This is a genomic window from Desulfitispora alkaliphila, assembly GCF_050433185.1.
Lineage (GTDB): Bacteria > Bacillota > Desulfitisporia > Desulfitisporales > Desulfitisporaceae > Desulfitispora > Desulfitispora alkaliphila.
The window spans coordinates 26,519-52,416 of record NZ_JBNPXS010000005.1 but is presented as its reverse complement, the minus strand read 5'-3'; the positions used below and the strand labels follow the sequence as shown (position 1 = coordinate 52,416).

The following is a 25,898-nucleotide window of genomic DNA, read 5'->3' as shown; positions in this document are numbered from 1 at the left end:
TCTAATATGAAAGGGTGTTGAAAAGGTGTCTACTCCAAAACCAGATGAACTAGCGAAGATAGACTACAGTATCCCCAAGACTAAATGGATGGATACGCCAGTCGATTTTAAACCAGGCACTTGGTGTCACGGTATTAAGCCTGACAGTGCTAATGCGCTAAGTTTACCTAATCCAAGAAGATGGTCACCCGCAGATGACGACTGGGGCTTGCCTGAAAACTGGAAGGAAATAATTCTAGAAGGTTTGAAGGAAAGGCTAGATAAGTTTCGTTCGCTGCGCATTTTTATGGACACATGTGTTCGTTGTGGGGCTTGTGCTGATAAGTGTCACTACTATCTTGGATCAGGCGATCCAAAAAACATGCCTGTATTGAGGGCAGAGTTACTGAGATCAGTTTACAGAAATGATTTCACTACAGCAGGTAAAATCCTAGGCAAATTTGTAGGTGGTAGAGAGCTTACTAAGGATGTAATCAAAGAGTGGTACTACTACTTCTTCCAGTGTACTGAATGTAGAAGATGTTCTGTTTTCTGTCCATACGGCATCGATACAGCTGAAATCACTATGATTGGTAGAGAACTGCTAACTTTAGTGGGGATCACCTCAGACTGGATTACAGCATCAGTGGCTAACTGTTACAAAACTGGTAACCACGTTGGTATTCAGCCTCATGCCTTTGCAGATAGTGTTGAAATGCTTTGTGAAGACATTGAAGATTTAACAGGGAAAACTATAGAACCTTCACTTAACAGAAAGGGAGCAGAAATACTGTTTATTGCTCCATCAGGAGACGTATTTGCGGATCCAGGGACTTATACATTTATGGGATATCTAATGTTATTTGAAGAACTAGGACTAGATTACACTCTGAGCACATATGCGTCAGAGGGAGGTAACTTTGGTTCCTTTGTTTCCCATGAAATGATGAAGAGACTAAATTCTAAAATGTATGCGGAAGCGGAGAGACTTGGAGTTAAGTGGATCCTAGGTGGTGAGTGTGGCCACATGTGGCGAGTTGTTCACCAGTACATGGATACAATGAATGGACCAGCCCACTTCTTGGAAGAGCCGGTGTCACCTTTAACTGGAACTAAGTTCCCTCATGCAAAATCTACTAAGATGCTGCACATTACAGAGTTTACAGCTGACTTAATTAAGAACAATAAACTCAAATTAGATCCTAGCAGAAATGATCACTACAAAATAACCTATCACGATTCATGTAACCCTTCAAGGGCAATGGGTCTGCTAGAAGAACCTAGATATATTATCAATAACGTTAGTAACAACTTCTATGAAATGCCAGATAACACTATTAGAGAACAGACTTTCTGCTGTGGAAGTGGATCAGGCCTAAACTCAGAAGAGTTTATGGAAATGAGAATGCGAGGCGGAATGCCAAGGGCTAATGCAGTTAAGCACGTTCATGATAAATACGGTGTAAATATGTTAAGTTGTGTTTGTGCACTAGACAGAGCAGTATTGCCAACTCTTATGAATTATTGGGTACCAGAAGTTGACGTTATTGGAGTTCACGAATTGGTTGGAAACGCCTTGGTAATGGAAGGAGAAATAGAAAGAACCACTGACTTACGTGGTGAACCGATTAAGGGAACGGAGGATGATGAATAATGCAAAATTCCCGCAATGTTTTCATTGGGATAGTAGTATTTGTGTGTTTGTTGACGATTCCCTTTTGGAGTAGCTTAGGTCAAACTTCTACTCCTCCGGAGGTATCACTTGACACACCAGTTATACAGCAGATGGATGAATTAAAGTGTATTGAAGACACAGAATTTATGAGAAGCAATCATATGGAAATCTTAAGTGACTGGAAAGATTCTGTGGTGCGAGATGGCAATAGAGTTTATGTTGCTGCTGATGGAATGGAGTATGAAATGAGCCTACAAAAAACTTGTATGGATTGTCACTCGAACAAAGAGCAATTCTGTGACTCATGTCACGATTTCTCTGGGCAGCAAACACCTAATTGCTGGGACTGCCACTTAGAGCCAAAGGAGGGTTTCTAATGGGTGTAGATAGAAGGAAATTTATAAAGTTTGGTGGAGTATGTGCTATTGGCCTAGGAGCGTTTTCTGGCGTAAAGGCATTTGCTACAGGTAATACCACTGAAAAACCTAACCCTAATGCGTTGACAGGAAAGAGATGGGTAATGGTAATCGACACTAGAAAGTGTGCGGGAGATTGTACTCACTGCATTGATGCCTGCCATGGCGATAATAATGTGCCGGAGATAGGTGTTAAGGACGAAGAAATTCAATGGATTAAAACTGACGCATTTGAACACGTATTCCCTTACCAAAAGCACGATTTTCTAGGGGATGAAGTCAAAAACAAAAAGTTTTTAGCACTATGTAATCACTGCGATAAGCCTTCATGTGTGCGAGTATGTCCTACGAAGGCCACATTTAAAAAAGATGATGGTATTGTAACAATGGATATGCACCGATGTATAGGTTGTCGCTACTGTATGGCGGCTTGCCCATACGCAGCTAGAACCTTTAACTTTAGGGATCCACGTCCTTATTTAACAGAGACCAATAACTCCTACCCTGCCAGAACCAAGGGTGTTGTGGAAAAATGTACTTTCTGTACCCATAAGTTGGCTCGCGGTGAACAGCCTTCTTGTGTAGGAGCTTGCCCAAATGGGGCCCTTGTGTTCGGGGATATAGAGGATCCAAATTCAGAAGTTAGAAAATTGCTGAGCGAAAACCACAGTATTGTCAGAAAACCGTATCTTGGTACTAAGCCCAGTGTTTACTATATAGTATAGGAGGGGTAGAAAGTTATGCTTGATAAAGCAGTTGTGGGTAGCAAAAATTACTGGAGATGGGTGCTATTCTTGCTTGTAACGGCAGGAATAGGATTTAGTTTCTATTTGCTTCAATTAGAACGAGGTCTTACAGTCACAGGACTGAATAACGACGTTACCTGGGGCTTGTATATTGGACAGTTTACCTTTTTTGTAGGGGTTGCTGCATCAGCAGTAATGGTTGTATTACCCTACTATATTCACAACGTAAAAGAGTTTGGTCGAATTACAGTAGTAGGTGAATTTTTGGCAATCGCCGCAGTAATAATGTGTCTACTTTTCATCATAGTTGACATGGGGATGCCACAGAGATTAATAAATATGATTTTACACCCGACGCCTAATTCACCTATGTTCTGGGATATGATTGTATTGAATGGGTATTTGTTCTTAAATCTAATAGTAGGATGGAATGTGTTGGAATCTGAGAGAAAGGGAATTAATCCTCCTAAGTGGGTTAAGCCTTTCATCTACATCTCTATTCCGTGGGCTGTTAGTATTCACACAGTTACAGCATTTCTATATCAAGGTCTACCAGGGAAAACTTTCTGGGAAACTGCTCTAATAGCACCAAAATTCTTGGCTTCAGCCTTTGCAACAGGGCCTGCCCTATTAATTTTGATCTGCCTTATTCTAAAGAAATTTGCTGACTTTGATGCAGGGCAAAAGGCAATTCAAAAGCTGGCAACTATAGTGACATATGGTTTAATTATTTCTCTGTTCTTAATTGTTTCAGAGTTCTTTACGGCGTACTTCAGTCAAGTGCCTAGCCATATGTATGCATTAGACTACCTGTTCTTCGGTATTGGCGAGCACACCATGATGGTGCCAATAATGATGCTGTTTCTTGTGTTGTCCATAACAGCATTAGTAATATTGCTTAATCCAAAAGCTAGAAAGAACGAAACTACTCTTATAATTGCCTGTGTTTCAGTGTTCTTTGCTATGTTTATTGAAAAGGGTCTTGCCTTTATAGTGGCAGGTCTTACACCAAACCCAATGGGTCATGTTACTGTATACATTCCCACTCTGACTGAAGCTATGGTTTCACTAGGTATTTGGGCAATTGGTGCGTTGATTTTAACAGTACTATACAAGATTGCAGTATCAGTTAAGAGGGAAGCGGGTAACTTGCATGATGTATCAGCAGAGAAAAAGGCAGATATGTAATGAAAAACCTAAGATGGAAATGGGGGATAAATAAATGGGAATCATGTTTTCCGCATTCGTAGTTATAGCACTTATTTTAAGTGTTTACCTGGGAGTTGAAGCTGGGGGCCTTCATGTTCTCTTTGGGGTTATCATACCCTACGCTGCCTTTGTCACATTTCTCCTAGGTGTGATCTTGCGCGTATTAAAATGGGCTAAGTCGCCAGTGCCATTTAGAATTCCTACTACTTGTGGTCAGCAAAAGTCGTTAGATTGGATAGAGCCGAACAAGCTTGACAATCCCACAACAAAAGCTGGTGTGGTTGGAAGAATGGCGTTAGAGGTTCTTTTGTTCCGTTCACTATTTAGAAATACTAAGTCTGAATTACACGATCATAATGGACCAAAGTTAGCCTATGGTTGGGAAAAATGGCTTTGGTTAGCAGGTCTTGCGTTTCACTGGTCATTCTTTTTTGTAGTAGTTAGACATTTACGCTTTTTCTTAGATCCAGTACCAGGTTTTATATTGGCAATTGAAGGTATAGATGGATTTTTCCAAGTGGGTCTACAGGGAATACAACTGACAGGTTTAATTCTGTTAGCTGCAGTAACATTCTTATTCTTTAGAAGAGTAGCATTACCTCAAGTTAAATATATTTCACTGCCTGCTGACTACATTCCCTTATTCTTAATTATGGGGATTGCGGGTACAGGTATAATGATGAGATATTTTGTACGGGAAGATGTAGCTGCGGTTAAGGAACTTACTATGGGGTTAGTGACATTTAGCCCTACTGTTCCAGATGGGATTAGCTCAATATTCTACATTCACATGTTTTTAGTAGCTGTATTGTTTGCATATTTCCCATTTAGTAAGCTGATGCACGCTGGGGGAGTATTTATGAGTCCTACTCGGAATATGGTGAACAACAACAGAGCTGAGCGACATGTTAACCCATGGAACTACCCAGTAAAAGTTCACACTTACGAAGAGTACGAAAACGACTACAGAAAAGTGATGAAAGCAACTGGGATACCAGTAGATAAAGAAGATGATGATGAAGATAAGAGTGCTGGATAAATAGCAGGTTTTAGTAAGGGGAATCGAAAACTTATTGTAGTGGACGGTTCCCCTTTTATTTTGAGATTTCGGCAATAGTGAAATCAAATTTCGATTTAAGTTATAATGAAAAAAATATAAAAAATTTTACTTACAGCAGAAAAATAGCAGGAATAATTAATTTGATGGCGAAGTAATAACTATAAAGCAAGTAAAAAAGCATAAATTTCTTTTAATTTCTTAAAAGTAGTTGCAGGAGAAAACGAGAAAATGTCGAATATAGAAGCTAGACTTAAATAATTTATATCTGAGTTAAGATTATGACAACAGATTTCATTTTTAACGAAAAAAGGTTATTGCCATATGCGCCTGTACCACTTATAATAGGGGACAGGGTCATAATTTTTTTTGAAATGATTGTATCTGTTATAACTATCACAACTTGTGGTCACCGTTAAAAAGCTATTTAGTTTTGCTTTATAAATTACCGAAATAGCCAAAGGAGGTGAAACATATGTATCTAATCCAAATTGATGCTGACAAATGTAATGGTTGTGGCGCATGCGTTGACGCTTGTCCAGCTGAGTACCTTGCAATGGGAGATGATGTTGCAGAAGTAGCTGATGGTGAGTGCCTGGGCTGCGACAGCTGTACTGCTCTATGTCCTGAGGAGGCTATTACTCTTCAAGAACTGTAAGCAATAATATCTATACTAAATAACTTTAGTCTGCTTGTACAAGTTTGTAGCATCTAGCTACACAACTTTACAATAATAAAAGTAAAAAAGATGAAAGGTGGGGTAATTTCATGTCAGAAAAGAAAAGACCTCTATTGGACGAACTGAAAAAAGGTCCATGGCCTAGTTTCGTTAATGAGATGGAAAAAGAAGCTAAGAGCCCAATGACAGAAGATGCACTTAATCTGCTAGAGCGTTCCTTCAATGACAAAATGGTTCATTGGAAGCACGGCGGTATCGTGGGTGTAACTGGTTACGGAGGAGGAGTTATCGGTAGATATACTGACCTTCCTGAAGAATTCCCAGAAGTAAAAGAATTCCACACAGTACGTGTAAACCAGCCATCAGGATGGTTCTATACTTCAGATGCATTGAGACAATTATCAGACATCTGGGAAAAATACGGTTCAGGATTGACTAACTTCCACGGTGCTACTGGTGACGCAGTATTCCTAGGTACTAAAACAGAGTATCTACAAAAGTGCTTTAATGAATTGTCAAGCAACGGATGGGACTTAGGTGGTTCTGGTTCAAACTTGAGAACTCCAAGTGCCTGTGTAGGACCAGCTCGTTGTAACTCAGCTTGTTTTGATACACTAGACTTATGCCATAATCTTACTAATCACTATCAAGATGAGCTACACAGACCATCATTCCCATACAAGTTTAAAATCAAGATCTCTGGATGTGCCAACGACTGTGTATCTGCTATCGCTCGTGCAGACCTTTCAATTATCGGTACATGGAGAGATGCAATTAGAATAGATCAAGAAGCAGTAAAAGAGTACGCAGACAACGGTTACGAAATTCAAGAACTAGTTGTTGACAAGTGTCCAACAGGCGCATGTACTTTTGATGCTGATGCAAAAGAATTTGCTGTAGACAATGAAAACTGTGTAAGATGTATGCACTGTATCAACAAAATGTCTAAGGCTCTTCGAGTAGGTAAAGAAGGTGGAGCTACTATCCTTATTGGTGGTAAAGCTACTATCGTTCAATCTGCATTCTTATCATGGGTTATCGTACCATTCATGAAGCTTGACAAAGAAGACGATTATGAAGAGTTGAAAGATCTAATCGAGCGCATCTTCGAGTGGTGGGATGAGAACGCTAAGGTTAGAGAGAGAGTGGGCGAGTTAATTTACAGAAAAGGAATGAGAGTATTCCTTAAAGAAGTTGGTCTTGAGCCGAAGCCACAAATGGTACAGCATCCAAGAGCAAACCCATACTTCTTCTGGTGGCCAGATGAAATAATTCAAACAGCTGACGGTGAAGCCGCAGCAGGAACGGAGGTGGAGAAATAATGACTGAAGAAGTTTTCAAACCTCAAACAGACATCGGACCTCCTCACTTTGAGAAAATGATGTCTCAAGAAATGAAAGATAACTACGGTAAGTGGAAGTACTATGAAAAAGTAAAGCCAGGTGTGCTTAAGCACGTTAGTGAAACAGGCTTTGAGTTGTTTACAGTTAGAGCAGGTTCTCCAAGACTAATCAGTATTACTACTCTTCGTGATTTTGCTGACATCGCAGACAAGTACTGTGGTGGACACTTGAGATTTACATCTCGTCACAACGTAGAGTTCCTAGTTACTGACCCAGCACAAGTAGAGCCTCTAATTGCAGAGTTAGAAGGTAAAGGATGGCCAGTTGGTGGTACAGGAGACTGTATGGCTAACATCATCCACACACAAGGATGGATTCACTGTCACAGTGCTGCAACTGACGCTTCAGGCCCAGTTAAGGCAGTAATGGATGATTTATTTGAGCACTTCAAGACTGATGAACTTCCAGCTAAGCTTAAGATTTCTATGGCTTGCTGCTTGAACATGTGTGGTGCGGTACACTGTTCAGACATCGCATTCGTAGGTGTTCACAGAACACTTCCAAGAATCGACCACCCTCGTGTAGCTAAAGAGTGTGAGATTCCAAACCTAATTGCATCATGTCCAACTGCTGCAATTAGACCTAATCCAAAGGAAAAGAGTGTTACTATCAGTGAAGAAAAATGTATGTACTGTGGTAACTGCTACACAGTATGTCCAGCATTAGAAATTAAAGACCCAGTAAATGATGGCAATGCAATCTTTGTTGGTGGTAAAGTTGCCAATGCAAGATCTGGTCCAGCTTTCTCAAGATTGGCAGTGCCTTGGATACCAAATACTCCTCCAAGATGGGATGAGTTAGTAGCTCAAATTAGAAAACTAGTTGAGCTATGGATTAAGCACGCTAACAAAGGTGAAAGATATGGTGAGTGGATTGAAAGAATCGGTTGGGAGAAGTTCTTCGAGCTTGCTGAGCTACCATTTACAGACAAGCACATTGACGACTTTACTTTCTCAGTACCAACATTCAGATCTACTTCAAACTTCAAGTATACTAAGTAATTAATTAGCAAACAATAAAATAAAAATATTAGTCGCAAGGCTAGGCCTAGGAGGGTTAAAGATGACTGATGAATTAACCCATGAAGAGATGCGGGAAAAAATCTTAGAGTACCTTAACACAGTAGAAAAATCAAAGAACAAAGAAGTAGCAGCTAAAATTGGTGCTCCTAAGAGAAAAGTAGACAAGGTTATTAACGAACTGGCTAAAGAAGATAAGCTTGAGTTCTTATACCTTGGAACATCTTATGTGAAAATCAAAGGTAAGTAGTAAGTAAATAGTGGCTGCTGTAAAGCGGCCCTGCTTACCCAAAAACGGGGGTTGTACAATGTCACTTAGAAAAGATCTAGAAGATGTGCTAGCACTATACGAAGAAATCAGATATGAAATGGACAGCTACAAATCCAATGAATACAAACAAGGAATTATCGAAGGAATGACTACAGTACTAGATGCAGTAAAAGTGTGCCTTGAAGAAAACGACACCCAAAATGATTGATCATAAGATAGGGCATTTTTTTGGTGCCGAAATTGTAAATATATTCTGAAAATTCACGGAGGTGCTTTTAATGAGCAACATAGAAGTAAATGGCAAGAGCATTGAGCTAGACGAAGATGGTTTCTTAGTAAACCCAGAAGATTGGAATGAAGATGTAGCTTTAATATTAGCTAAAGCTGAGGAAGTTGAAGAGTTAACAGAAGATCACTGGAAGCTAATCAACTACCTACAAGACTACTTTAAGCAGTTCGGTATTGCGCCAATGGTAAGAAAGCTTACTAAGCAATCTGGATACTCACTAAAAGAAATTTATGAGTTGTTCCCATCTGGCCCAGCAAAAGGCGCGTGTAAAATTGCTGGACTTCCAAAGCCAACTGGTTGTGTGTAAAAACTAACTTTTAGGTAATTAAGCAGCATAGGTCAATTGGCTCGTGGTAAAATATCACGAGCCAATTGACCGCTACTATATAAATATTGCGTCGTACTATTCTTATCATTTCTTGTGTTCCCCAACTGATACAACAAGACGATTTGTTATTTCTCTGTTGTGGAATGGGGTTTTTTAGTTGGGAGAATAAACGCACTGGATATGGTTTAGGAACACAAATTGGGGGGGATATGTGGTGAAGGCAAAAAAAATAGTTATTATAGGTGGAGTTGCCACAGGACCAAAGGTGGCAGCAAGGCTTAGAAGATTAGACCCTGAAGCAGATATAACTGTAATAGAAAAGGGAGAACACATTTCCTATGGTGGTTGTGGATTACCTCTATTAGTAGGTGGAGTAGTTGGAGAATTAAATGACCTAAAATCTACCGCTTCAGGTGCAATTAGAAACAATGAGTATTTTTTAAAGGAAAAGGGTGTAGATTTTTTAACAGGAACTGAAGTTGAAAAGATAAACAAGACTGATAAAGAAGTAGTAGTTTACAATAAAAGAGAAAACAAACGGGTTTCATTGTCATATGACAAGCTGGTCATAGCAACTGGTGCAGAAGCAGTGATACCCCCAGTACCGGGCAGTAAGTTGCCTGGGGTAGTAACACTTCACAAACCTCAAGATGCAATTACAGTTAAAGAAAATCTAAGCAAAGATATTGAAAACATAGTAATTGTAGGTGGCGGTTTAATTGGTTTAGAGACAGCAGAAGCACTTGCTGACCCAAGAAAGACTGTTACTGTAATAGAGAGGGAAGACAGATTGGCCAGCAACATGTTAGACATGGAGATGGCACAACTCGTTAAAGATAGATTAGAACTTAATATGGTTGATGTATTGGTTGGAGAATCCATTACTGAAATCATAGAGCAAGAAGTAGACGGTAAGACAACTAAAGTAGTTAAGACAGAAAAAAATTCACTGCAAGCAGATTTAGTTATAATGGCCTGTGGGGTTAGACCTAACACCAAATTAGCCCAAGATAGTGGTATTGAAGTTGGTGTTACTGGTGGTATTAAAGTAAATGAATATCTGCAAACCAGTGTTCCAGACATTTATGCCGGTGGGGACTGTGTAGAAAATATAGACATAGTTTCAAAAAAACCAGTGCATCTCCCTCTTGCTTCAATTGCTAATAAGCAGGGTAGAGTTATAGCAAACAACATTGCAGGTATAGAAGAAACTTTTCCAGGTGTGCTAGGAACATCTGCTTTTCCAATTTTTGAACTAAACGTGGGTAAGACTGGCCTAACTGAAGCTCAAGCAATGGCAGCTGGATTTGATCCAGTGGTAAGTTTGTCTTCCGGTTTAGATGCCACCCACTATCATCCTGAACATGCACCAGGAACCATTAAATTGATAGCAGAAAAGTCTACAGGTAAAATTTTAGGAGCTCAAGCAGTAGGTGTAGGGGATGTAATTAAGAGAATAGACATCATCTCCACTGCAATTTACTATGGCGGCACTGTTGATGATTTGCGCAGAGTTGACCTTTGTTATGCACCAGTTTATGCAACAGCAATAGACTTAGTTAATCATGCTGCTAATACACTAGAGAACGTGATGAAGGGTTATGCTAAAACAATTAAGCCTACTGAAGTAACAGAAAAGCTTAAAAACCCTGATAATCTTCTATTTCTAGATGTCCGTTCTCCTAATGAAGCAAAAGCTAATCCATATCAAACAGAACACAGTATTAATATTCCGCTGAATGAGATTAGAGACAGGCTGACCGAAATACCCCAAGGCAAAGAAGTTATAACAGTTTGTCCCATGGGCATTAGGGCATATGAAGCATTTAGAGTGTTGAAGCATAATGGATATGAAAACACTTGCTTTATTGCAGGTGGTCTCAAAGCAATACCAGAAGAAGAATACTAGAAAACAGGGTCGTTTGGGAGGGAATAACAATGGCTACCCCGAAAATTCCAAGAATAGTAATAGCTGCGCCTAAGGGTAGGTCAGGCAAAACAACTTTTACTTTAGGGCTGCTTTCAGCTCTCACATCCAAAGGTAAAAAAGTACAATCCTTTAAAAAAGGACCTGACTACATTGATCCTAGCTGGATGTCAGCTATAACCGGTAGAGATTGCTGCAATTTAGATTCAGTTATGATGACAGATGAGATGATAACAGAATCTTTTATAGAGAATTCTAAAAATGCTGATATTGGAATAGTAGAGGGTGCCATGGGTCTCTACGATGGTTTCGATTTAGAGGGCTCGGGCAGTACTGCTCAGATAGCAAAGGTGTTAAAAGCTCCAGTAATACTAGTAGTAGATTGTACGCGGATGACTAGAAGTGCAGCTGCAACAGTGATGGGATACCAGCACTTTGATAGGGACATCAATATCGGCGGTATCATATTGAACAAAGTTGGTAGAGCTAGACATGAAAGAATGTTAAGAAATGCTATTGAAAAGTACTGCCAAGTGCCTGTAATTGGGAGTATACCTCAAAATGCAAACCTTACAATTCCCGACCGGCACTTAGGGTTGATTCCCGCCAATGAAACTGATATAGCTAATAGGACCATTGAAAATATTGGTCAGGTTGTTTCAGATAATGTGGATCTAGTAAAGCTTCAAGAGATCGCTGAAAGTGCACCAGCTCTTACAAGCTACCCGGAAGCTTACCCACGCAAAATAACTAAATTAGGACGAGAAGAGGTTTCTATAGGAATCATTAGAGATAGGGCTTTTTCCTTCTATTATCCTGAAAATTTAAGGATGCTTGAAAACAGCGGCGCTAAGTTGGTTCAGTTGGACTCCTTGAGCGACCGGGAAATTGGCGACGTGAATGGCTTGTTTATAGGCGGAGGTTTTCCAGAAATATTCGCCTCTGACATAGAAGCAAACTCTAGCTTTCGTAAGAGCATTCTAGAGGCTATTGAAAAGGGATTGCCAGTATACGCTGAGTGTGGTGGCCTAATGTACTTAGGGAGAAAGATTATTCAACAGGATAAAGACTACAAAATGGTAGGGGCTCTGCCATTTGATGTGGTTATGGAAAAAAAGCCACAAGGTCACGGATATACACAAATGCGCGTTACAAAAGAAAATCCTTACTTTCCTGAGGCCCATGTATTTAAGGGGCATGAGTTTCACAACTCTAGACTTATAAATTTAGATAACTCAAAGGTGGAGTTTGCACTAAAAGTGGAAAGAGGCAATGGCGTTGACGGAGCCAATGATGGAATTATTTACAAAAATGTATTGGCAGCTTATAATCACATTCATGGTTTATCAAATCCTCAGTGGGCACATAGGTTTGTCAGCAAAGCTTTTCAATACAAAACTGAAAAGCAGGGCAAATCATAGGTTTAAGTTACCGGTGTTGGAATAAGCATTAGAGGGGAGGGAGGCGTTTACCCCTATTCCTATGGGTATTGCGCTTAAAGCCATGCCGTTTACAGATCGGGAATTAGAGCTATTCTACAGCAATTATACTTTAGTTAAGTCTGTAATAAGGAAATATAAGCTCAATTCAATGGATGAATACGATGATCTATTTCAAGAGGGATGTCTTGGTCTTTTAAAAGCAATAAATAAATACAATGATGAGAAAAATGTTAAATTCAAGACCTTTGCATATACCTGTATTGATAATGAGATAAAAATGTACCTGCGTAAGCGCAAGAGATTTTTTAAAGAGGTCATTGCTATGTTTGAAGAAGACCACGAGGTGGCCAGCGACAATACTCCTAATAAGGGTTATAATCTCCATAATATAGTAAGCAATGAAGACAACAGCTATAACCCAGAGGCAGTAATGGACGATAAAGAAGAAAAGGAAATATTGAAGAATATTCTGGCAAGCCTCCCCGATAGTGACAAAGATATTCTATTTAGCTTTTACGGGCTTGGGGGGAAGGCTAAAATCAAACAAAGTGATCTGGCGAAAAAGTACAATGTAAGCCAAAGCAGAATCTCTAAGCGAATTAAAACCATAATTGAGTTTATTCAGCAAGAAATGGAAGGCCCTAGTTCAAGCAGTAATAATATAGCTTTATAAAAAAGTATTAAGGGAGGTATTCTAAGTGATTTTGACAATTTTTGTTTACACTGCGTTATTTGCTTTTATTTTCTTATCCCTAGCTAAAGCATGGTCTTTTGCAAAAATGCCAATGCACAGTAGATGGGAGCTTTACCCTGTACCTAAAGAAAAGGGCAGAGGAGAGTATGGTGGCTCGTACTATGAGGAGGAAAAGTGGTTTGAAAAGCCTCGAGAAGTATCTTTTGCAGGTGAGCTAAAAGATATGCTTAAGGAAATGCTGTTTATTAAAAACCTTTTTGTTCACCAGAGACCAATGTGGTGGGTTTCCTATGCACTGCACTTAGGAATTTATACTCTATTCCTTTGGACTGCAATGCTATTCGTAGGTGCTATCACTGAATTAAGTGGTTCTGTTGTAGCTGCTGAAACTGGCGGTTGGGCAACACTTGTATATTATGTGACTTATGTGACAGGAATTATCGGTGCTATTCTAGTTGCATTTGGTACAATTGGACTTTTATTTAGAAGATTGACTGTAGAAACACTAAAAATCTATTCTACTCCACAGGATTACTTCAACCTTTTATTCATTTTTGCAGTAACAGCTACAGGTTTGATGGCGTGGGCAGCTGACCCAGCCTTTAACTACGGTAGAGACATCTTTAAGAGCTTATTGACATTTAGCCCAATCCAAGCTGAAGGTGCTTTAGCACTTCACATTGTTCTTTTAGGACTATTACTGCTTTACATTCCACAGACGAAGATGAGTCACTATGTAGGTAAGTACTTTTCATTCCACACAGTATTGTGGGAAAATGACCCGAACTTACCAGGCAGTGAAGTTGAAAGAAAAGTTAGAGAAGGTTCAAAATTCAAGCCGAGCCAAACATGGTCTGCTCCTCACTGGCAGCCTGGGAAGCCTAAGGATCAATAATTTTATAAATAGAGTTGGGATAGGAGGAGATTAAATGGTTAAGAAAGCTAAGCCAAACGATATGGGGAAACGCGGCGTTCAAGTTACCACGTTAGATAGTTTAATGGATCTACCAGCACCATATGATAAGCCAGAAGAATTGCCAAAGGTAAAAGAAGCTAAAGAGGAATGGAAAGAAAAATACTGTGCATCCTTAGATGGTTGTATTGGAATCGATACAATGACTCGCCCAGAAACAAAGGAAGAAGAAGAAGAGTTCGTTAAGAAGTTTTTGAGCGGAATGGACAAAATGCTGTCAGAAGAGACTAATAGAAACTTCATTCAGCCATTAATGCTTTCATTTGAGTACTGTGCCAAGTGTAACACCTGTTCAGATGCTTGTCACATTTTTGAAGCTACAAATCAAAATGAGGTATATAGACCAATATATCGCTCTGAAGTACTGAGAAAGTTATTTAAGGCTAAGAACAGTGACAAGGGGAGTCTACTAAACAAATTTGTAGGCGGAGACATCGACATCAATTGGGAAACTATTGCTAGACTAGGTGAGCTTGCTTACAGATGTAACTTATGTAGACGCTGTGCTCAGACATGTCCATTAGGACTTGACAACGGGTTGCTTTCTAGAGAAATCCGAAAGATATTTAGTCAGGAAATGGGCATTGCACCAAAGCCTATTCACGAAAAGGGAACTGTATTACAGTTGAAAACTGGTTCCAGTACAGGTATTACAAAGCCTGCATTTATTGACAATGTGGAATTTATTGAAGAAGACATTGAGGACATGATAGGCAGAAGCATTAAGATGCCAATCGACAAAAAGGGTGCGGACATCCTGTTAACTCACAACGCTGGTGAGTTCATGGCATGGCCAGAAAACCCAGCTGCTTTTGCTATTCTTTTTGAAGAAGCAGGCTTGGATTGGACATTGAGTAGTGACCTATTAGGTTATGATAACGTAAACTACGGCCTATGGTATGATGACGGTCAATCTAAAAAGATTGCATTACAGCAAATGAAGGTAGCTAGAGATCTTGGTGTGAAGAGAGTAGTAATCGGTGAGTGTGGCCACGCCCATAAGGCAGCCGCAGTAAGTTCTGATAGAATGTTCCACGGAGATGACTACATTCCTAGGGAGAGCTTCTTGCCACTGTTGATGAACTTGCTAAAGGATGGAAGATTAAAAGTTGATCCTAGTAAGAACAACTTCCCAGTTACAATGCACGACCCATGTAACGTTGCAAGAATGATGGGAATTGTACAGCCACAAAGGGAAATTATCAAGGCTGTATGTCCACAGTATATCGAAATGACTCCAAGTGGAGTTCACAACTACTGCTGTGGTGGTGGTAGTGGTTTCGCTATTATGAACTCACTAAACTTCCCTGAGTTTAGAGATAATATTAGTACGCGAATGAAGACTAAACAGATCCTTACTGCCTTCCAGGGAGTAATGGAAGATGCTTCAACTCCTAAATATATCTGTGCTCCTTGCTCTAACTGTAAGGGAGCTATGAGGGATATTTTAGGTCACTACAATATGACTGAAAAGTACAATGTACACTACGGAGGTTTAGTAGAGTTAGTAGTTAATGCTCTAGAAAGTATTGACGAACCATTCCTAGAGTTTTTACACGAATAAGAGAGAAAGAAGCTCAAGCACAATAATGTGTTTGAGCTTCTTTCTATATTGCGTAAAGGAGTGCTAAGAGATATAATAGCACTAAATCCTTTAACCATATTAATTGGAGTTGAAATAAATGCGTGTTATGATCATTGGTGCTGGGAAAGTGGGCTACAGCTTGGCTGAGATGCTGAGTATGGAAAATCACGACGTAGTAGTAATAGACAAGGCTAGTGAAAGATTAAAAGTGGTAGATGAGTCCCTAGATGTACAAACTATTCTGGGAAGCGGATCTAGCAAGAAGGTATTAGAAGATGCAGGAGTCGATGAAGTAAAAATGCTGATCGCTGTTACTGAGTTTGATGAACTAAATATGGTGGCCTGTATAACCGCAAAGCACTATGGTGTTAAAAAGACTGTAGCCCGTGTTCGAGATCCTGAGTACGTGGGTGATGACAAGGCTAGCAATTCATTTTTGGGAATAGACCTGATAATAAACCCAGAGCGAGTTACCGCCAAGGAAATAGCAAAGCTGTTAGAGGTCCCTGAGGCAATCAATGTGGACTATTATGCCGATGGGAAGGTGCAGCTATTGGAGCTTAAGATAGATGAAAGTTCGCCAGTATTAAACGTGAAGCTAAAGGATTTGCCCTTTGAATATCCATATCTTATCGTGGCCATTTTGCGCGGTGAGAAAATGATAATACCTAGCGGAGAGGATATGATTAAGGCAAATGACTTTGTCTTTGTTATTGGCAAAACCAAAGAAATGGTGAAAATAGAAGAGCTGCTAGGTGAGAAACGCACCAGTGTAGAAAATGTATTTATTCTAGGTGCAGGTAGAGTTGGTTACTATTTAGCTCAGATATTATCTAAAAAGAAAAAGAAGTACTCGGTAAAAGTAGTAGATAAGGACATAAAAAAATGCCAGCGCATTGCTGACGATACGGACAATGTATTGGTACTTAAAGGAGATGGAACTGATACAGAGTTATTAAAAAATGAGAGTATAGATAAAACAGATGCCTTTGTGGCTGTTACAGGAGATGATAAAGTTAACCTATTAGTTTCCCTCATGGCAAAAAATATGGGAGCAAAACGAACTCTTGCCCAGGTGCGCCGCTCCGATTACGCCCCCATGATGGAACAGGTGGGGATAGATATTGCAGTGACGCCCCGGGAACTTACAGCAGCAGCTATTTTAAAAAATATTAGACAAGGGAAGATAGTATCTTTAACCCTTTTGGGTGGGGCAAAGGCTGAGGTAATAGAGCTAATAGTTTCTGAAGATTATAGTTATGCAAAAAAACCGCTAAAGGATATAAAGTTTCCCAAGGGAGCTATTTTGGGAGCAATTCTCCGAGAGGGAAAGGCTTTAATTCCTTCAGGGGACGATTGGGTTTTACCAGGAGATCAAGTAATGGTCTTTGCTCTGCCCAGTGCCATTGCTAACGTGGAGAACTTCTTTGAAAATAAAAAGCGCTTTGGCCTTTTCTAAAATTTTGGAGGACTTATGAATTACAAGTTGATGCTAAATTTGATCGGAAAACTACAAGTTGTCATAGGAGTATCCATGTTATTTCCCCTTATCTGGGCTCTATATCGTGGTGAAGAGCAGGTTTGGAGTTTTGCTATCTCAGCTGGTATAACCTTTACTTTAGGTGTTTTATTAATCCTCCTGTTCAAGCAGAGGGGAGAAATTCACTATAAAGAGGGATTTGTCTTAGTAGCTGCAATTTGGATTGTAGCAGCTCTGTCCTGCTCGCTGCCCTTTTATTTTGCAGGGACCTTTGAAACCTATGCAGATGCTTTTTTTGAGAGTATGTCAGGGGTTACAACTACAGGAGCCAGTGTTATGACAGATATTGAGGGTAATCCTGAATCCATTTTGCTATGGCGTGCTACTACCCACTGGCTTGGGGGGATGGGAATTGTGGTCCTGTTTGTGGGACTACTGGCTCAATTAGGCATAGGTGCTATGAAGATGTTTAAAGCGGAGGTGCCTGGACCCACCAAAGAAAAGATAAGGCCTAGATTGAAGGAAACAGCTAGGGTAATGCTGTCCATATACATTGGATTAACGGGAATACAGCTAATAATAATGTTTATGCTAGGGCTAAATTTTTTAGATGCGGTCTGTCAAAGTTTTAGCACCATAGCAACCGGTGGATTTTCTAACAGAAATGAGAGCGTAGGAGCCTTTGACCCCATAGTACAGTGGGCAATTACCCTATTTATGTTTTTAGGGGGGACTAGCTTTGTCTTATACTATCGAGCACTGAAGGGAAAGAGTCTTAATACCTTTTGGAAAAACGAGGAGTTCAGGCTTTATGGAGGTATAATAGCTACCGTCTCTTTATTGACTTTTTTAAATGTTAGAGACCAGTATGCCAGTATAGAAGAGGCATTGCGACATGCTACTTTTCAGGTAGTATCTATTACCACAACAACGGGGTTTGCTACAGCTGATTATGATGCATGGCCTATAATGGTAAAGGTAATGATTATGGGGCTTATGTTCATGGGAGGATGTGTTGGATCTACTAGTGGTGGTTTGAAGATGGGAAGACATTTAATAATGCTAAAGCACACTATGCTAGAGTTACGCAGAACTATTCATCCAAGAGCTATTATAAGCTTAAAAATTAATAAGAGAGTGATAAATCCAGAAATTATTTTGAGTGTACTGCAATTTTTCTTTTTATATATGGTAATATTCTTGATAGCATCTATTTACATGGCATCCTTGGGTTTTGATTTAACAACCTCTTTTACTTCAGCTGCTGCCAGTATAGGCAATGTGGGACCGGGCTTTGGTCTAGTAGGACCAGCAGAGAACTTTGCTTTTATGCCATCAGGAGCTAAGTATGTTCACTCCCTGCTAATGCTATTGGGAAGATTAGAGTTGTACACTATACTAGTACTGTTGTCGCCTAAAGTGTGGAAGAGCTAATTTTTGAGCAAAGGAATGAGGCCAGATGACTGATAAAAACAGGGGCCCATGGGACATACCTCTAACAGAGGAACAGAAAAAGCAATTGGAACCAGAACTTTTTGAAGAGCTTAATGAGTTACCAGAGGAAGAAGAATTTGAGTATCAGGAAGAAGTAGGGGGAAGATCCCCTTTTATCAAAATAGCTGGTCTAATAACAGTGCTTGCGTTTATTACAATTTTCTTAGGTAATTCTCTTCAAGCACTAACATGGCCTTCTTTAGATTTTATCCATCAATCCCAGGAGCTTTCTCAAGATCCGGAAATTCAGGAGTGGAAGGAAGCTGTGGGACTGATTCAATTGGCAAACAGGCGGGGAACTGGTTTTTATATTGAACCTGAAGGATACTTTGTCACTAACGAGCACGTGGTCAGAGATGCTGGTCAGGTAACGGCTAGGTTTGTCAGTGGAAGCATGCACGGCGGAAAGAAAGTTGCCAGCTTTCCTGAAGTTGATTTGGCCCTAATTGAATTGAATTCTCGTGAGGTACCTTGGGTACAACTTGAGTTAGAAGAGAAGGCATACCAAGGACAACAGGTAATTATAATTGGTAATCCTATGGGCTTTCCCCAGATAGTGAAAGAAGGAATAGTTCTAGGAAAACATAACTTAAACAATTGGGAAGAGCCAGTATTGGCTATTAAGGCTCCCATTCACCAGGGGAGTAGCGGTAGCCCTGTATTTAACGATAAGGGAAAAGTGATAGGAGTTATCTTTGCTACTCTGAGAAATCCAGGAGATGAAGAGAATATTATAGGGTTGGCTGTTCCTGTGAATCAGTTAATAGATAGAATAGAGCAATATAAAGAAAGATCACTACCTCAATAAGGTAGTGATCTTTTAGTAGTTACTTAACCCTTTTTGTCTCTTCACGATCTTCCTGTTTTTCCTCTTCAAAAGCCACGCCGTCTACAGTGACATTGACTTCAACTACTGTAAGACCAGTCATGTTTTCAATAGCGTCTTTTACATTTTGGCGTACAGCTGCTGCCACTTCGTGGATTTTAGCTCCAAAATTAATAATTACGTGTAAATCAGCAGCGGCTTCCTTTTCGCCCACTTCTACCTTAATTCCCTTAGTATAGCTTTTGCGACCTAGTCTTTCAGCAAGACCTTGAGTGATACCACCACTCATAGCAGTCACTCCCTCTGTTTTCTCTGCAGCTAAACCTACAATAGTGGCTACAACTTCTTCAGCTATTTTAGTTTGGCCTGTAGCATTTGGTTGTTTTTTATTTTCTGCCATTAGATAACCTCCCAACTTATTTTAAGTCTTCCCAAAGTTTATCTTTTTCTATCAATTCTTATATATAGTTTCGACGAAAAGGAAAGTTATACCTGCTTTTTTTTAAACTTTTATGAATTTGTAAGCTTCTACTGATTTTATAAAGGAATACTAAGATAAAATATAGAAATAATTATAATAAAGTGAGTATAAAGGAGGATATCTATGATGAAAGATGCAATGAAGACCATAGCCGGCTTAATGGCTGTAGCAGCTAGGACTGCTCCCAAGACAAGGGGTAAGGATTATATTACAGCACAGGTCATTACTGGAGCAAAGCTAAGAGAAATTGCTGATGAAATGGTTCAGTATGGTAAAGATTCAAACAAGAAGAGCTTTGATCGAGATGGAGAAAATGTACGCAACTCAGATGCAATGCTTCTTCTTGGAATAAAAGATCCAGCTGTAGCAGAATTAGACTGTGGTGCTTGTGGTGTTGACCAGTGTAGCCAATTAAGGATCAGAGAGGGTACAGAATTCGATGGTCCTCTTTGTGCATGGCGAACCATGGACCTTGGAATCGCTATCGGTTCAGCTGTTAAGATAGCTAGTATTCACAATGCTGACAACAGAATCATGTACAGAGTTGGGGCAGTGGTACGAAAAATGGGCTTAGTTCAGGGCCAACTGATTGTGGGAATTCCCATATCAGCTACAGGGAAAAATATATTCTTTGATAGATAAATGTAGCAGATAGCTTAGGCTATCTGCTACATTTATTTCTAAAAAAAATCATCATCTTCATCGTAATCCTCAGCACATGTCTCTAGTTTTTTTCCTGCTCTATAACCCATATAATATACTGCTGCAATGCCTACTGTATGAACAACCCACCAGCCTGCGCTGGGGAAGCCAAAGGTACCCAGATGGTAGTTGCCATTCCCATTTCGCATAAACAAAAAAATCGCCTCCATTTTGAGAGTTGCCTTTTGTCCCGATTATTTTACCCAATAAATTATAGAATTAACCAGAGGCAAAAGGCAAATAATATGCAGAGATAATCTAAATAAGGTGGGTGAGAAAAATAATATCAGTAAACGGAATAAAAATCAGTGGTGTTACTAGTGATTCAAGAAAAGTAAAGCCAGGATATGCCTTTATTGCAATAAATGGCTTTGCGGAAAACGGAAATAAATATATAAGCCATGCCATAGAAAAGGGAGCTATTGTCATCTACACTGAGGAAGAACCGGAAAAATCCTATAATGTCCCCATACACATTGTGGATAATGCCAGGCAGAAAGAGGCTAACTTAGCAGCAGAACTGTACAAAAATCCGAGCAAAAAGTTAAAATTAGTAGGAATTACTGGAACCAATGGAAAAACTACTACCTCATATCTAATTCATCACCTGCTAAGCGGCAAGGATGACAAGGTTGGTCTGCTGGGAACTATCGAATACAAATTGGGCTCTCATAGCACTTCTTCAAAGCTAACCACGCCTGAGGCAAGTTATACCCAATATTTTTTGAATGAAGTTCTTGAAAGTGGTGGAAAAAGTGCAGTAATGGAGGTTTCTTCCCATGGAGTAAAGCTGCGTCGAGTGGATTACTTGGACTTTGATGTGGCTGTATTCACAAATTTAACTCCAGATCATTATGATTTACATCCAGATTTTCAAGATTACTTGCAGACTAAAAAGCAATGGTTTGATAACCTAAAAGAAGAGGCTGTAATTTTTTATAATTGGGATGATCCTTTTCACAGAGAAGTAATAGGAGCTAGTAGCGCTAAATCAAAAATTGGCTTCAGTATTGAAGGAAAAGGAGATATCAATGGAAAAGAAATAAACTACTCAACGAATGGCTTGAACATGATAATAGAAAGCCAGAGAGGGAAGCAAATAAAAGCCTCTGTTCCTATACTAGGAAAGCACAACTGCTATAATGTATTAGCTGCAGTAGCTGTTTGTTCTAGCTTAGGTCTTAGCAATGATGAAATAGAAGAAAGACTTAACTCATTCCCTGGAATATGGCGCCGGTGTGAATTAATATGGCAAGAACCATACGGGGTAATTGATGATGCAACTCATAACCCCCAAAACTTTAGGGCAGTTTTCGAAATGGCCAAGGAGTTGCCCAAAAGGAGAATTCATGCATTAGTGGGTATTAGGGGCAATCGGGGTTGGAGGATAAACTATGAGAATGCACTTACTGTAGCTAAACATGCCAGTCAACTTAATGTTCAGCTAACAGTTACCAAGAGTTTAGATACTAATGGACCTCATGATAAGTTAGTACAAGCAGAAGAAGATGCATTTACCAAAGGCCTTTGGGAGGGAGGAGCAGACTTTAGGATGGAGGAAACATTAAAGGGTGGTTTAGAGAGCGCCATCAAAGAGTTAGAACCTGGCGATTTGCTGTTGCTGTTAGGTGCCCATCCTTTTGACAATGTGAGGGAAATGGCAATCTCCCTGCTGGAACAACAGGCAAAGGGAATAGATGTTCAAGATATACATCAAGATCATCCATTACCGGAAACACTGGATGAAAGCAGACGATTAATGTAATGGGCATAGGAGAAAGTTTTAGGAGGAGTAAAGCCCTTTGATTGAGCAACAGTTACTATTGAGACAGGACGATCTTTACTTTGAAGTGTGTCTAATTGGCACACAGTAAAGGGAGTCTCACAGCGCTGTCCTAAGTAGTTGGTATAATTGAGAGTGGCGGTAGATTTACAATAGTGATGGTGCAAGTTATACAAATTGTGAATAAAGAATATTTGACCAGAAACCTTGCGCAATTTTTCTAAATCAGGCACAATCCAAATTATTTCCTTAAAAAAGTTATGCTTTAAGGCATACCAGAGGTAGTTGGCACAGCCCAGCTCATTATCATCCATGCGGTTTAGGTCTGAGTACATGCAACCGAATAGATCGTGATGATAATCAATATGAATTAGAGTTGCTTCGGACTTAGGAGGGCTTTGAAGCCACATTAAATTTTTTTTCCATACATGGAAGCTCTCTTTGTGGTCATCAAAGGAGTAAAACTTACTTAGCTCAAAGCTAAAGCCTTTTTCAAATATTGTCTCTACTAGGTCCTCTGGGCTGAGCCAGATGTTACTTCGCTTATCTAGCTCCTCCAAACCTTTAGCAGTGGTAATTTTTTTGTGTGGTGTATAATCGACTAAAAAATCTACGTCAATATCAAGGAAGTACATAGGATCACTCCTGTAATTATATGTAATTTGATTATAGCATAAAAACCAAAACATGGGGGAGGGTAAAAAAATGACTATTAAGCTCATAGTAAACGCCGATGATTTGGGTTACAGTGAAGGGGTTAACCGGGGGATATTAAAAGCGCAACAGAGAGGCATAGTAACCAGTACAACAGTTTTGGTCAATCGGAATGCCACAGCAGAGGCTTTAAAGTTAGCTAGTAGTAGTCAGTTGCCTGCTGTGGGTGTGCATTTATGCCTATCTAGCGGAAAAGCTTTATCTCAAAGCAACAACATTCCCAAACTGGTGGACGAACAGGGATATTTTTTCAGTAAGGACCGGGTACTGCAAGAACCATTTCCTTTGGATCAGGTAAAAAGAGAGCTACGCCAGCAAATTGAAACTGTTCTTAGAATGGGGGTAGAATTAACTCATTTGGATAGTCACCATCACGTGCACATGAATCCAGTAATCCTGGAAGCTGTGGCAGACTTAGCAGTTGAGTACAAACTGCCAGTGCGCTCTGTAAGCCAGTCCATGAGAGCTTATTTAAGTGAGCGGAAGGTTAGAACTTGTGGCGCATTTATCGGTGATTTTTTTGGAGAGGGAGCAACAAGCACAAACTTAATTGAACTCTTAGATCAAGCAAAATCACTGGAAACAGGGAGAGTTGTAGAGCTGATGACCCATCCAGGTGAAGTGGATTCCCTGCTCTTAAAATGGAGTAGCTATAAAGGGGAAAGGGAAAAGGAGTTACAAGTATTGACAAAGGAAGGACTTACTCAGATAATTGAGAGCATGGGATTTGTGTTGACTGACTACAGAAATGCGTTTAAGTAAATGAGGGGGATTTTTAATGAAACTAAAAATAAAGAAGTTAAATGATAAAGCTATCTTGCCAAAATATGCCCATCCAGGAGATGCGGGAATGGATTTATATTCGGTAGAAAATCTAGAATTGGCACCGGGGGAAAGGGCTATAATAGCCACAGGTATAGCGCTTCAGTTGCCACCTGAGACGGAAGCCCAAGTGAGACCTAGAAGTGGTCTAGCTATTAAGTATGGCATAACCGTTCTTAACACCCCTGGAACTATAGACGAAGGGTATAGAGGAGAGATAAAAGTAATCTTGATCAACCACAGCAATAAATCCTTTAAAGTAGAACAAGGGATGCGAATTGCCCAAATGGTAATCCAACCAATTTTAAGGGTTCAGGTGGAAGAAGTTGATACCATAGACGAAACCCTCAGGGGGACTGAGGGTTTTGGGTCAACAGGAGTGTCAGGGTAAAATTACAATATTGGTTACTACAGGTCGCTGGTGTCCATCTGAGGGTCTATTTAAAAGGTTGCCATTGAAGACCATAGAGCTAGAGCCGCCACCATCTAAGTTGTATGCATCGATTACACCTAACCGCAACATCTGTATCTGGAGTTCTTCTAATGTAGCTCCAGAGCTCCAGCCGGGCTGGCGACCGTCGATAACCATAAACATCAAATCTCCATTGCCAAAATTCCCAACTACTGTTCTGGGATGGCGAGCATTCCGCCATTTACTGGGGATTTCTTGAGGCATTCTGTCTTGCATTAACACAGGCACAAAACTCACTCCCCATTGGGGAGATAACTGCTCTAATTCACTTTTTTGGTTTAACACCCCGCCTACTAATTCCCCATTGGAAAAGCCGCTGAAGAAAAGATTGTCTCGAGAAGGGGAAAATCCATCTCCCACTGGGCTTCCATCTATTACTGTAGTGCCAATGGGCAAATACATTTGGGAACCCCTTTGGACAAAGGAATAAAATCCTCCTCCATTAACCCCAAATATGCCCTCAGTGCGGGATACAGCATTGCTTGTGGTTTCAGCCTTTCCGTACTGGCCCTGGCCTAAGGTTACCTCAAGGGCTGTGGGGTCGTGGAGTTTTACTTTAGCCATGTAGCCTCGGTAATTATTTTCCCTAACCTCAAACAACAGTATCTCAACCCGCTCCGATGCAAAACTATCTATGGGTTCGCCTAAGCGTTCTAAAAGACGGCGCTCATAAATTTCGCTAGACAACTGCTTCTGTTCCTGGCTAGATTTAATTAGCTGTTGAATTAGGCGCTGCTGTTCTTTGTACTGGCGCTCTTGCTCTTTAATAGAAAGCTGAATCAGACCAGAGCCATCCTTAATATCCTGCCCACTGGCTTCCACTTGGGACACCATGGCAGCTACAGGGCTTAAGTTTAAAATCAAATCCTCAGGATTAAAGAAACCGCCTAAATCGTCACTATTATGTAGGGATAGCAAAATTCCAGCAAAAGGAGCAAGCAAAATGATTAAGAATGTCCTAATTGCTCTCATGAAAATCCTCCTGTAACAAAATGAGTCCTTGTTGCAGCTCCTTTAATTGGTTATCTAGTTCCTCGATTCGCTGGGACATACTCTCCTGTACAGCACTAGATGAGCCTAGGTTTTCATCGGCCTCAGAAAGAGCTATTTTGATCTCTTCCATTTCCAGTAAGAGGTTGTCCAGTTTTCCTTCTAAATTCTGTACTGTAAGAGAGTTGGTCTCTTGCACATCCATAAGTGCCTGTTCGATAGAAGCCTCAGTTTCCTTTTGCACTGCTTCTAGCCGTTCTTCAAAATAGGTATAGCCACCGAAGAAAAGTGAAATAGCTAAAGCCAGTAATAAGGCTGTACCACCAACTTGTTTGAGCGTACTACTTTTTTCTTCTTTTTTCTGTTTTAATCTACTTAAGTTATCTTTTTCTTCCATAATAATACCTCCCCATAAAGTCCATAGTACGATAAAATAATTTTA

General features: G+C 40.0%; 28 protein-coding genes. 23 read left to right on the top strand and 5 right to left on the bottom strand.

Annotation, left to right across the window (positions count from 1 at the left end):
• The first annotated feature begins 25 nt into the window (after positions 1-25).
• The 19 genes from dsrK (at position 26) to GGQ84_RS03120 (ending at position 19,474) form a co-directional block, all read left to right on the top strand.
• The gene (dsrK, locus tag GGQ84_RS03210) at positions 26-1,633 is read left to right on the top strand and encodes a sulfate reduction electron transfer complex DsrMKJOP subunit DsrK (RefSeq protein WP_429159084.1); all 1,608 of its coding nucleotides are present in this window, start codon (positions 26-28) and stop codon (positions 1,631-1,633) included.
• Positions 1,633-2,031, top strand: coding sequence for a sulfate reduction electron transfer complex DsrMKJOP subunit DsrJ (gene dsrJ, locus GGQ84_RS03205; RefSeq protein WP_429159081.1), 399 nt, complete (start codon positions 1,633-1,635; stop codon positions 2,029-2,031). The genes dsrK and dsrJ overlap by 1 nt, the downstream gene beginning before the upstream one ends.
• Positions 2,031-2,795, top strand: coding sequence for a sulfate reduction electron transfer complex DsrMKJOP subunit DsrO (gene dsrO / locus GGQ84_RS03200; RefSeq protein WP_429159078.1), 765 nt, complete (start codon positions 2,031-2,033; stop codon positions 2,793-2,795). The genes dsrJ and dsrO overlap by 1 nt, the downstream gene beginning before the upstream one ends.
• 15 nt (positions 2,796-2,810) lie before the next feature.
• The gene (gene dsrP / locus GGQ84_RS03195; RefSeq protein ID WP_429159075.1) at positions 2,811-4,004 is read left to right on the top strand and encodes a sulfate reduction electron transfer complex DsrMKJOP subunit DsrP; all 1,194 of its coding nucleotides are present in this window, start codon (positions 2,811-2,813) and stop codon (positions 4,002-4,004) included.
• 34 nt (positions 4,005-4,038) lie between these two features.
• Positions 4,039-5,064, top strand: coding sequence for a sulfate reduction electron transfer complex DsrMKJOP subunit DsrM (dsrM, locus tag GGQ84_RS03190; RefSeq protein ID WP_429159072.1), 1,026 nt, complete (start codon positions 4,039-4,041; stop codon positions 5,062-5,064).
• Between the two features lie 493 nt (positions 5,065-5,557).
• Positions 5,558-5,740, top strand: a complete 183-nt coding sequence (locus GGQ84_RS03185) for a ferredoxin family protein (protein WP_429159069.1) — start codon at positions 5,558-5,560, stop codon at positions 5,738-5,740.
• Between the two features lie 110 nt (positions 5,741-5,850).
• Positions 5,851-7,083, top strand: coding sequence for a dissimilatory-type sulfite reductase subunit alpha (gene dsrA / locus GGQ84_RS03180; protein ID WP_429159066.1), 1,233 nt, complete (start codon positions 5,851-5,853; stop codon positions 7,081-7,083).
• Complete coding sequence (dsrB, locus tag GGQ84_RS03175; protein ID WP_429159063.1) at positions 7,083-8,165, top strand: dissimilatory-type sulfite reductase subunit beta; 1,083 nt, start codon at positions 7,083-7,085, stop codon at positions 8,163-8,165. Before dsrA ends, dsrB begins: the two co-directional genes overlap by 1 nt.
• 61 nt (positions 8,166-8,226) lie before the next feature.
• Positions 8,227-8,433 carry a hypothetical protein gene (locus GGQ84_RS03170; RefSeq protein ID WP_429159060.1) on the top strand — a complete coding sequence of 69 codons (207 nt, stop codon included), beginning with the start codon at positions 8,227-8,229 and terminating at the stop codon, positions 8,431-8,433.
• Positions 8,434-8,491: 58 nt separating this feature from the next.
• Positions 8,492-8,662: a hypothetical protein gene (locus tag GGQ84_RS03165; protein WP_429159057.1), complete on the top strand. Its 171-nt coding sequence runs from the start codon at positions 8,492-8,494 to the stop codon at positions 8,660-8,662.
• Between the two features lie 70 nt (positions 8,663-8,732).
• Complete coding sequence (locus tag GGQ84_RS03160) at positions 8,733-9,050, top strand: TusE/DsrC/DsvC family sulfur relay protein (protein WP_429159055.1); 318 nt, start codon at positions 8,733-8,735, stop codon at positions 9,048-9,050.
• A gap of 235 nt (positions 9,051-9,285) precedes the next feature.
• Positions 9,286-10,980 (top strand): FAD-dependent oxidoreductase, encoded by a 1,695-nt coding sequence (locus GGQ84_RS03155; RefSeq protein WP_429159052.1) that lies wholly within the window; start codon positions 9,286-9,288, stop codon positions 10,978-10,980.
• A gap of 29 nt (positions 10,981-11,009) precedes the next feature.
• Positions 11,010-12,419 carry a cobyrinic acid a,c-diamide synthase CobB gene (locus GGQ84_RS03150; protein WP_429159049.1) on the top strand — a complete coding sequence of 470 codons (1,410 nt, stop codon included), beginning with the start codon at positions 11,010-11,012 and terminating at the stop codon, positions 12,417-12,419.
• Between the two features lie 61 nt (positions 12,420-12,480).
• Positions 12,481-13,113, top strand: a complete 633-nt coding sequence (locus GGQ84_RS03145; protein ID WP_429159046.1) for a sigma-70 family RNA polymerase sigma factor — start codon at positions 12,481-12,483, stop codon at positions 13,111-13,113.
• A 25-nt stretch (positions 13,114-13,138) separates the two neighbouring features.
• The gene (locus GGQ84_RS03140; RefSeq protein ID WP_429159043.1) at positions 13,139-14,029 is read left to right on the top strand and encodes a respiratory nitrate reductase subunit gamma; all 891 of its coding nucleotides are present in this window, start codon (positions 13,139-13,141) and stop codon (positions 14,027-14,029) included.
• A 34-nt stretch (positions 14,030-14,063) separates the two neighbouring features.
• Positions 14,064-15,671: a (Fe-S)-binding protein gene (locus tag GGQ84_RS03135; protein ID WP_429159040.1), complete on the top strand. Its 1,608-nt coding sequence runs from the start codon at positions 14,064-14,066 to the stop codon at positions 15,669-15,671.
• A gap of 118 nt (positions 15,672-15,789) precedes the next feature.
• Positions 15,790-17,151 carry a Trk system potassium transporter TrkA gene (gene trkA, locus GGQ84_RS03130; protein WP_429159038.1) on the top strand — a complete coding sequence of 454 codons (1,362 nt, stop codon included), beginning with the start codon at positions 15,790-15,792 and terminating at the stop codon, positions 17,149-17,151.
• 15 nt (positions 17,152-17,166) lie between these two features.
• Complete coding sequence (locus GGQ84_RS03125; RefSeq protein WP_429159036.1) at positions 17,167-18,606, top strand: TrkH family potassium uptake protein; 1,440 nt, start codon at positions 17,167-17,169, stop codon at positions 18,604-18,606.
• Between the two features lie 25 nt (positions 18,607-18,631).
• Complete coding sequence (locus GGQ84_RS03120) at positions 18,632-19,474, top strand: S1C family serine protease (RefSeq protein WP_429159033.1); 843 nt, start codon at positions 18,632-18,634, stop codon at positions 19,472-19,474.
• Between the two features lie 19 nt (positions 19,475-19,493).
• Here the strand turns inward: GGQ84_RS03120 and GGQ84_RS03115 are convergent, their stop codons facing one another.
• The gene (locus GGQ84_RS03115) at positions 19,494-19,892 is read right to left on the bottom strand and encodes an Asp23/Gls24 family envelope stress response protein (protein WP_429159030.1); all 399 of its coding nucleotides are present in this window, start codon (positions 19,890-19,892) and stop codon (positions 19,494-19,496) included.
• A gap of 207 nt (positions 19,893-20,099) precedes the next feature.
• Between GGQ84_RS03115 and GGQ84_RS03110 the strand changes: the two genes are divergently transcribed.
• Positions 20,100-20,615 carry a ferredoxin domain-containing protein gene (locus GGQ84_RS03110; RefSeq protein ID WP_429159183.1) on the top strand — a complete coding sequence of 172 codons (516 nt, stop codon included), beginning with the start codon at positions 20,100-20,102 and terminating at the stop codon, positions 20,613-20,615.
• Positions 20,616-20,653: 38 nt separating this feature from the next.
• On the opposite strand, the gene GGQ84_RS03105 is transcribed toward GGQ84_RS03110, so the two are convergent.
• Entirely contained in the window at positions 20,654-20,830 is a 177-nt protein-coding gene (locus GGQ84_RS03105; protein WP_429159028.1) for a hypothetical protein, read from the bottom strand.
• Between the two features lie 116 nt (positions 20,831-20,946).
• On the opposite strand from GGQ84_RS03105, the gene GGQ84_RS03100 reads away from it, so the two are divergent.
• Positions 20,947-22,440 (top strand): Mur ligase family protein, encoded by a 1,494-nt coding sequence (locus GGQ84_RS03100; RefSeq protein WP_429159025.1) that lies wholly within the window; start codon positions 20,947-20,949, stop codon positions 22,438-22,440.
• Here GGQ84_RS03100 and GGQ84_RS03095 read toward each other — a convergent pair.
• On the bottom strand, positions 22,395-23,093 hold the full coding sequence (locus GGQ84_RS03095; RefSeq protein ID WP_429159022.1) for a hypothetical protein: 699 nt from the start codon (positions 23,091-23,093) through the stop codon (positions 22,395-22,397). The genes GGQ84_RS03100 and GGQ84_RS03095 overlap by 46 nt on opposite strands.
• Positions 23,094-23,163: 70 nt before the next feature.
• Here GGQ84_RS03095 and chbG point away from each other — a divergent pair, with 70 nt between their 5' ends.
• Complete coding sequence (gene chbG / locus GGQ84_RS03090; RefSeq protein ID WP_429159019.1) at positions 23,164-23,934, top strand: chitin disaccharide deacetylase; 771 nt, start codon at positions 23,164-23,166, stop codon at positions 23,932-23,934.
• A gap of 16 nt (positions 23,935-23,950) precedes the next feature.
• The gene (dut, locus tag GGQ84_RS03085) at positions 23,951-24,385 is read left to right on the top strand and encodes a dUTP diphosphatase (RefSeq protein WP_429159017.1); all 435 of its coding nucleotides are present in this window, start codon (positions 23,951-23,953) and stop codon (positions 24,383-24,385) included.
• Here the strand turns inward: dut and GGQ84_RS03080 are convergent.
• Entirely contained in the window at positions 24,377-25,438 is a 1,062-nt protein-coding gene (locus GGQ84_RS03080; protein WP_429159014.1) for a phosphodiester glycosidase family protein, read from the bottom strand. The two genes, dut and GGQ84_RS03080, sit on opposite strands and share 9 nt — an antisense overlap.
• Positions 25,425-25,853, bottom strand: a complete 429-nt coding sequence (locus GGQ84_RS03075) for a hypothetical protein (RefSeq protein ID WP_429159011.1) — start codon at positions 25,851-25,853, stop codon at positions 25,425-25,427. The genes GGQ84_RS03080 and GGQ84_RS03075 overlap by 14 nt, the downstream gene beginning before the upstream one ends.
• Positions 25,854-25,898 lie beyond the last annotated feature (45 nt).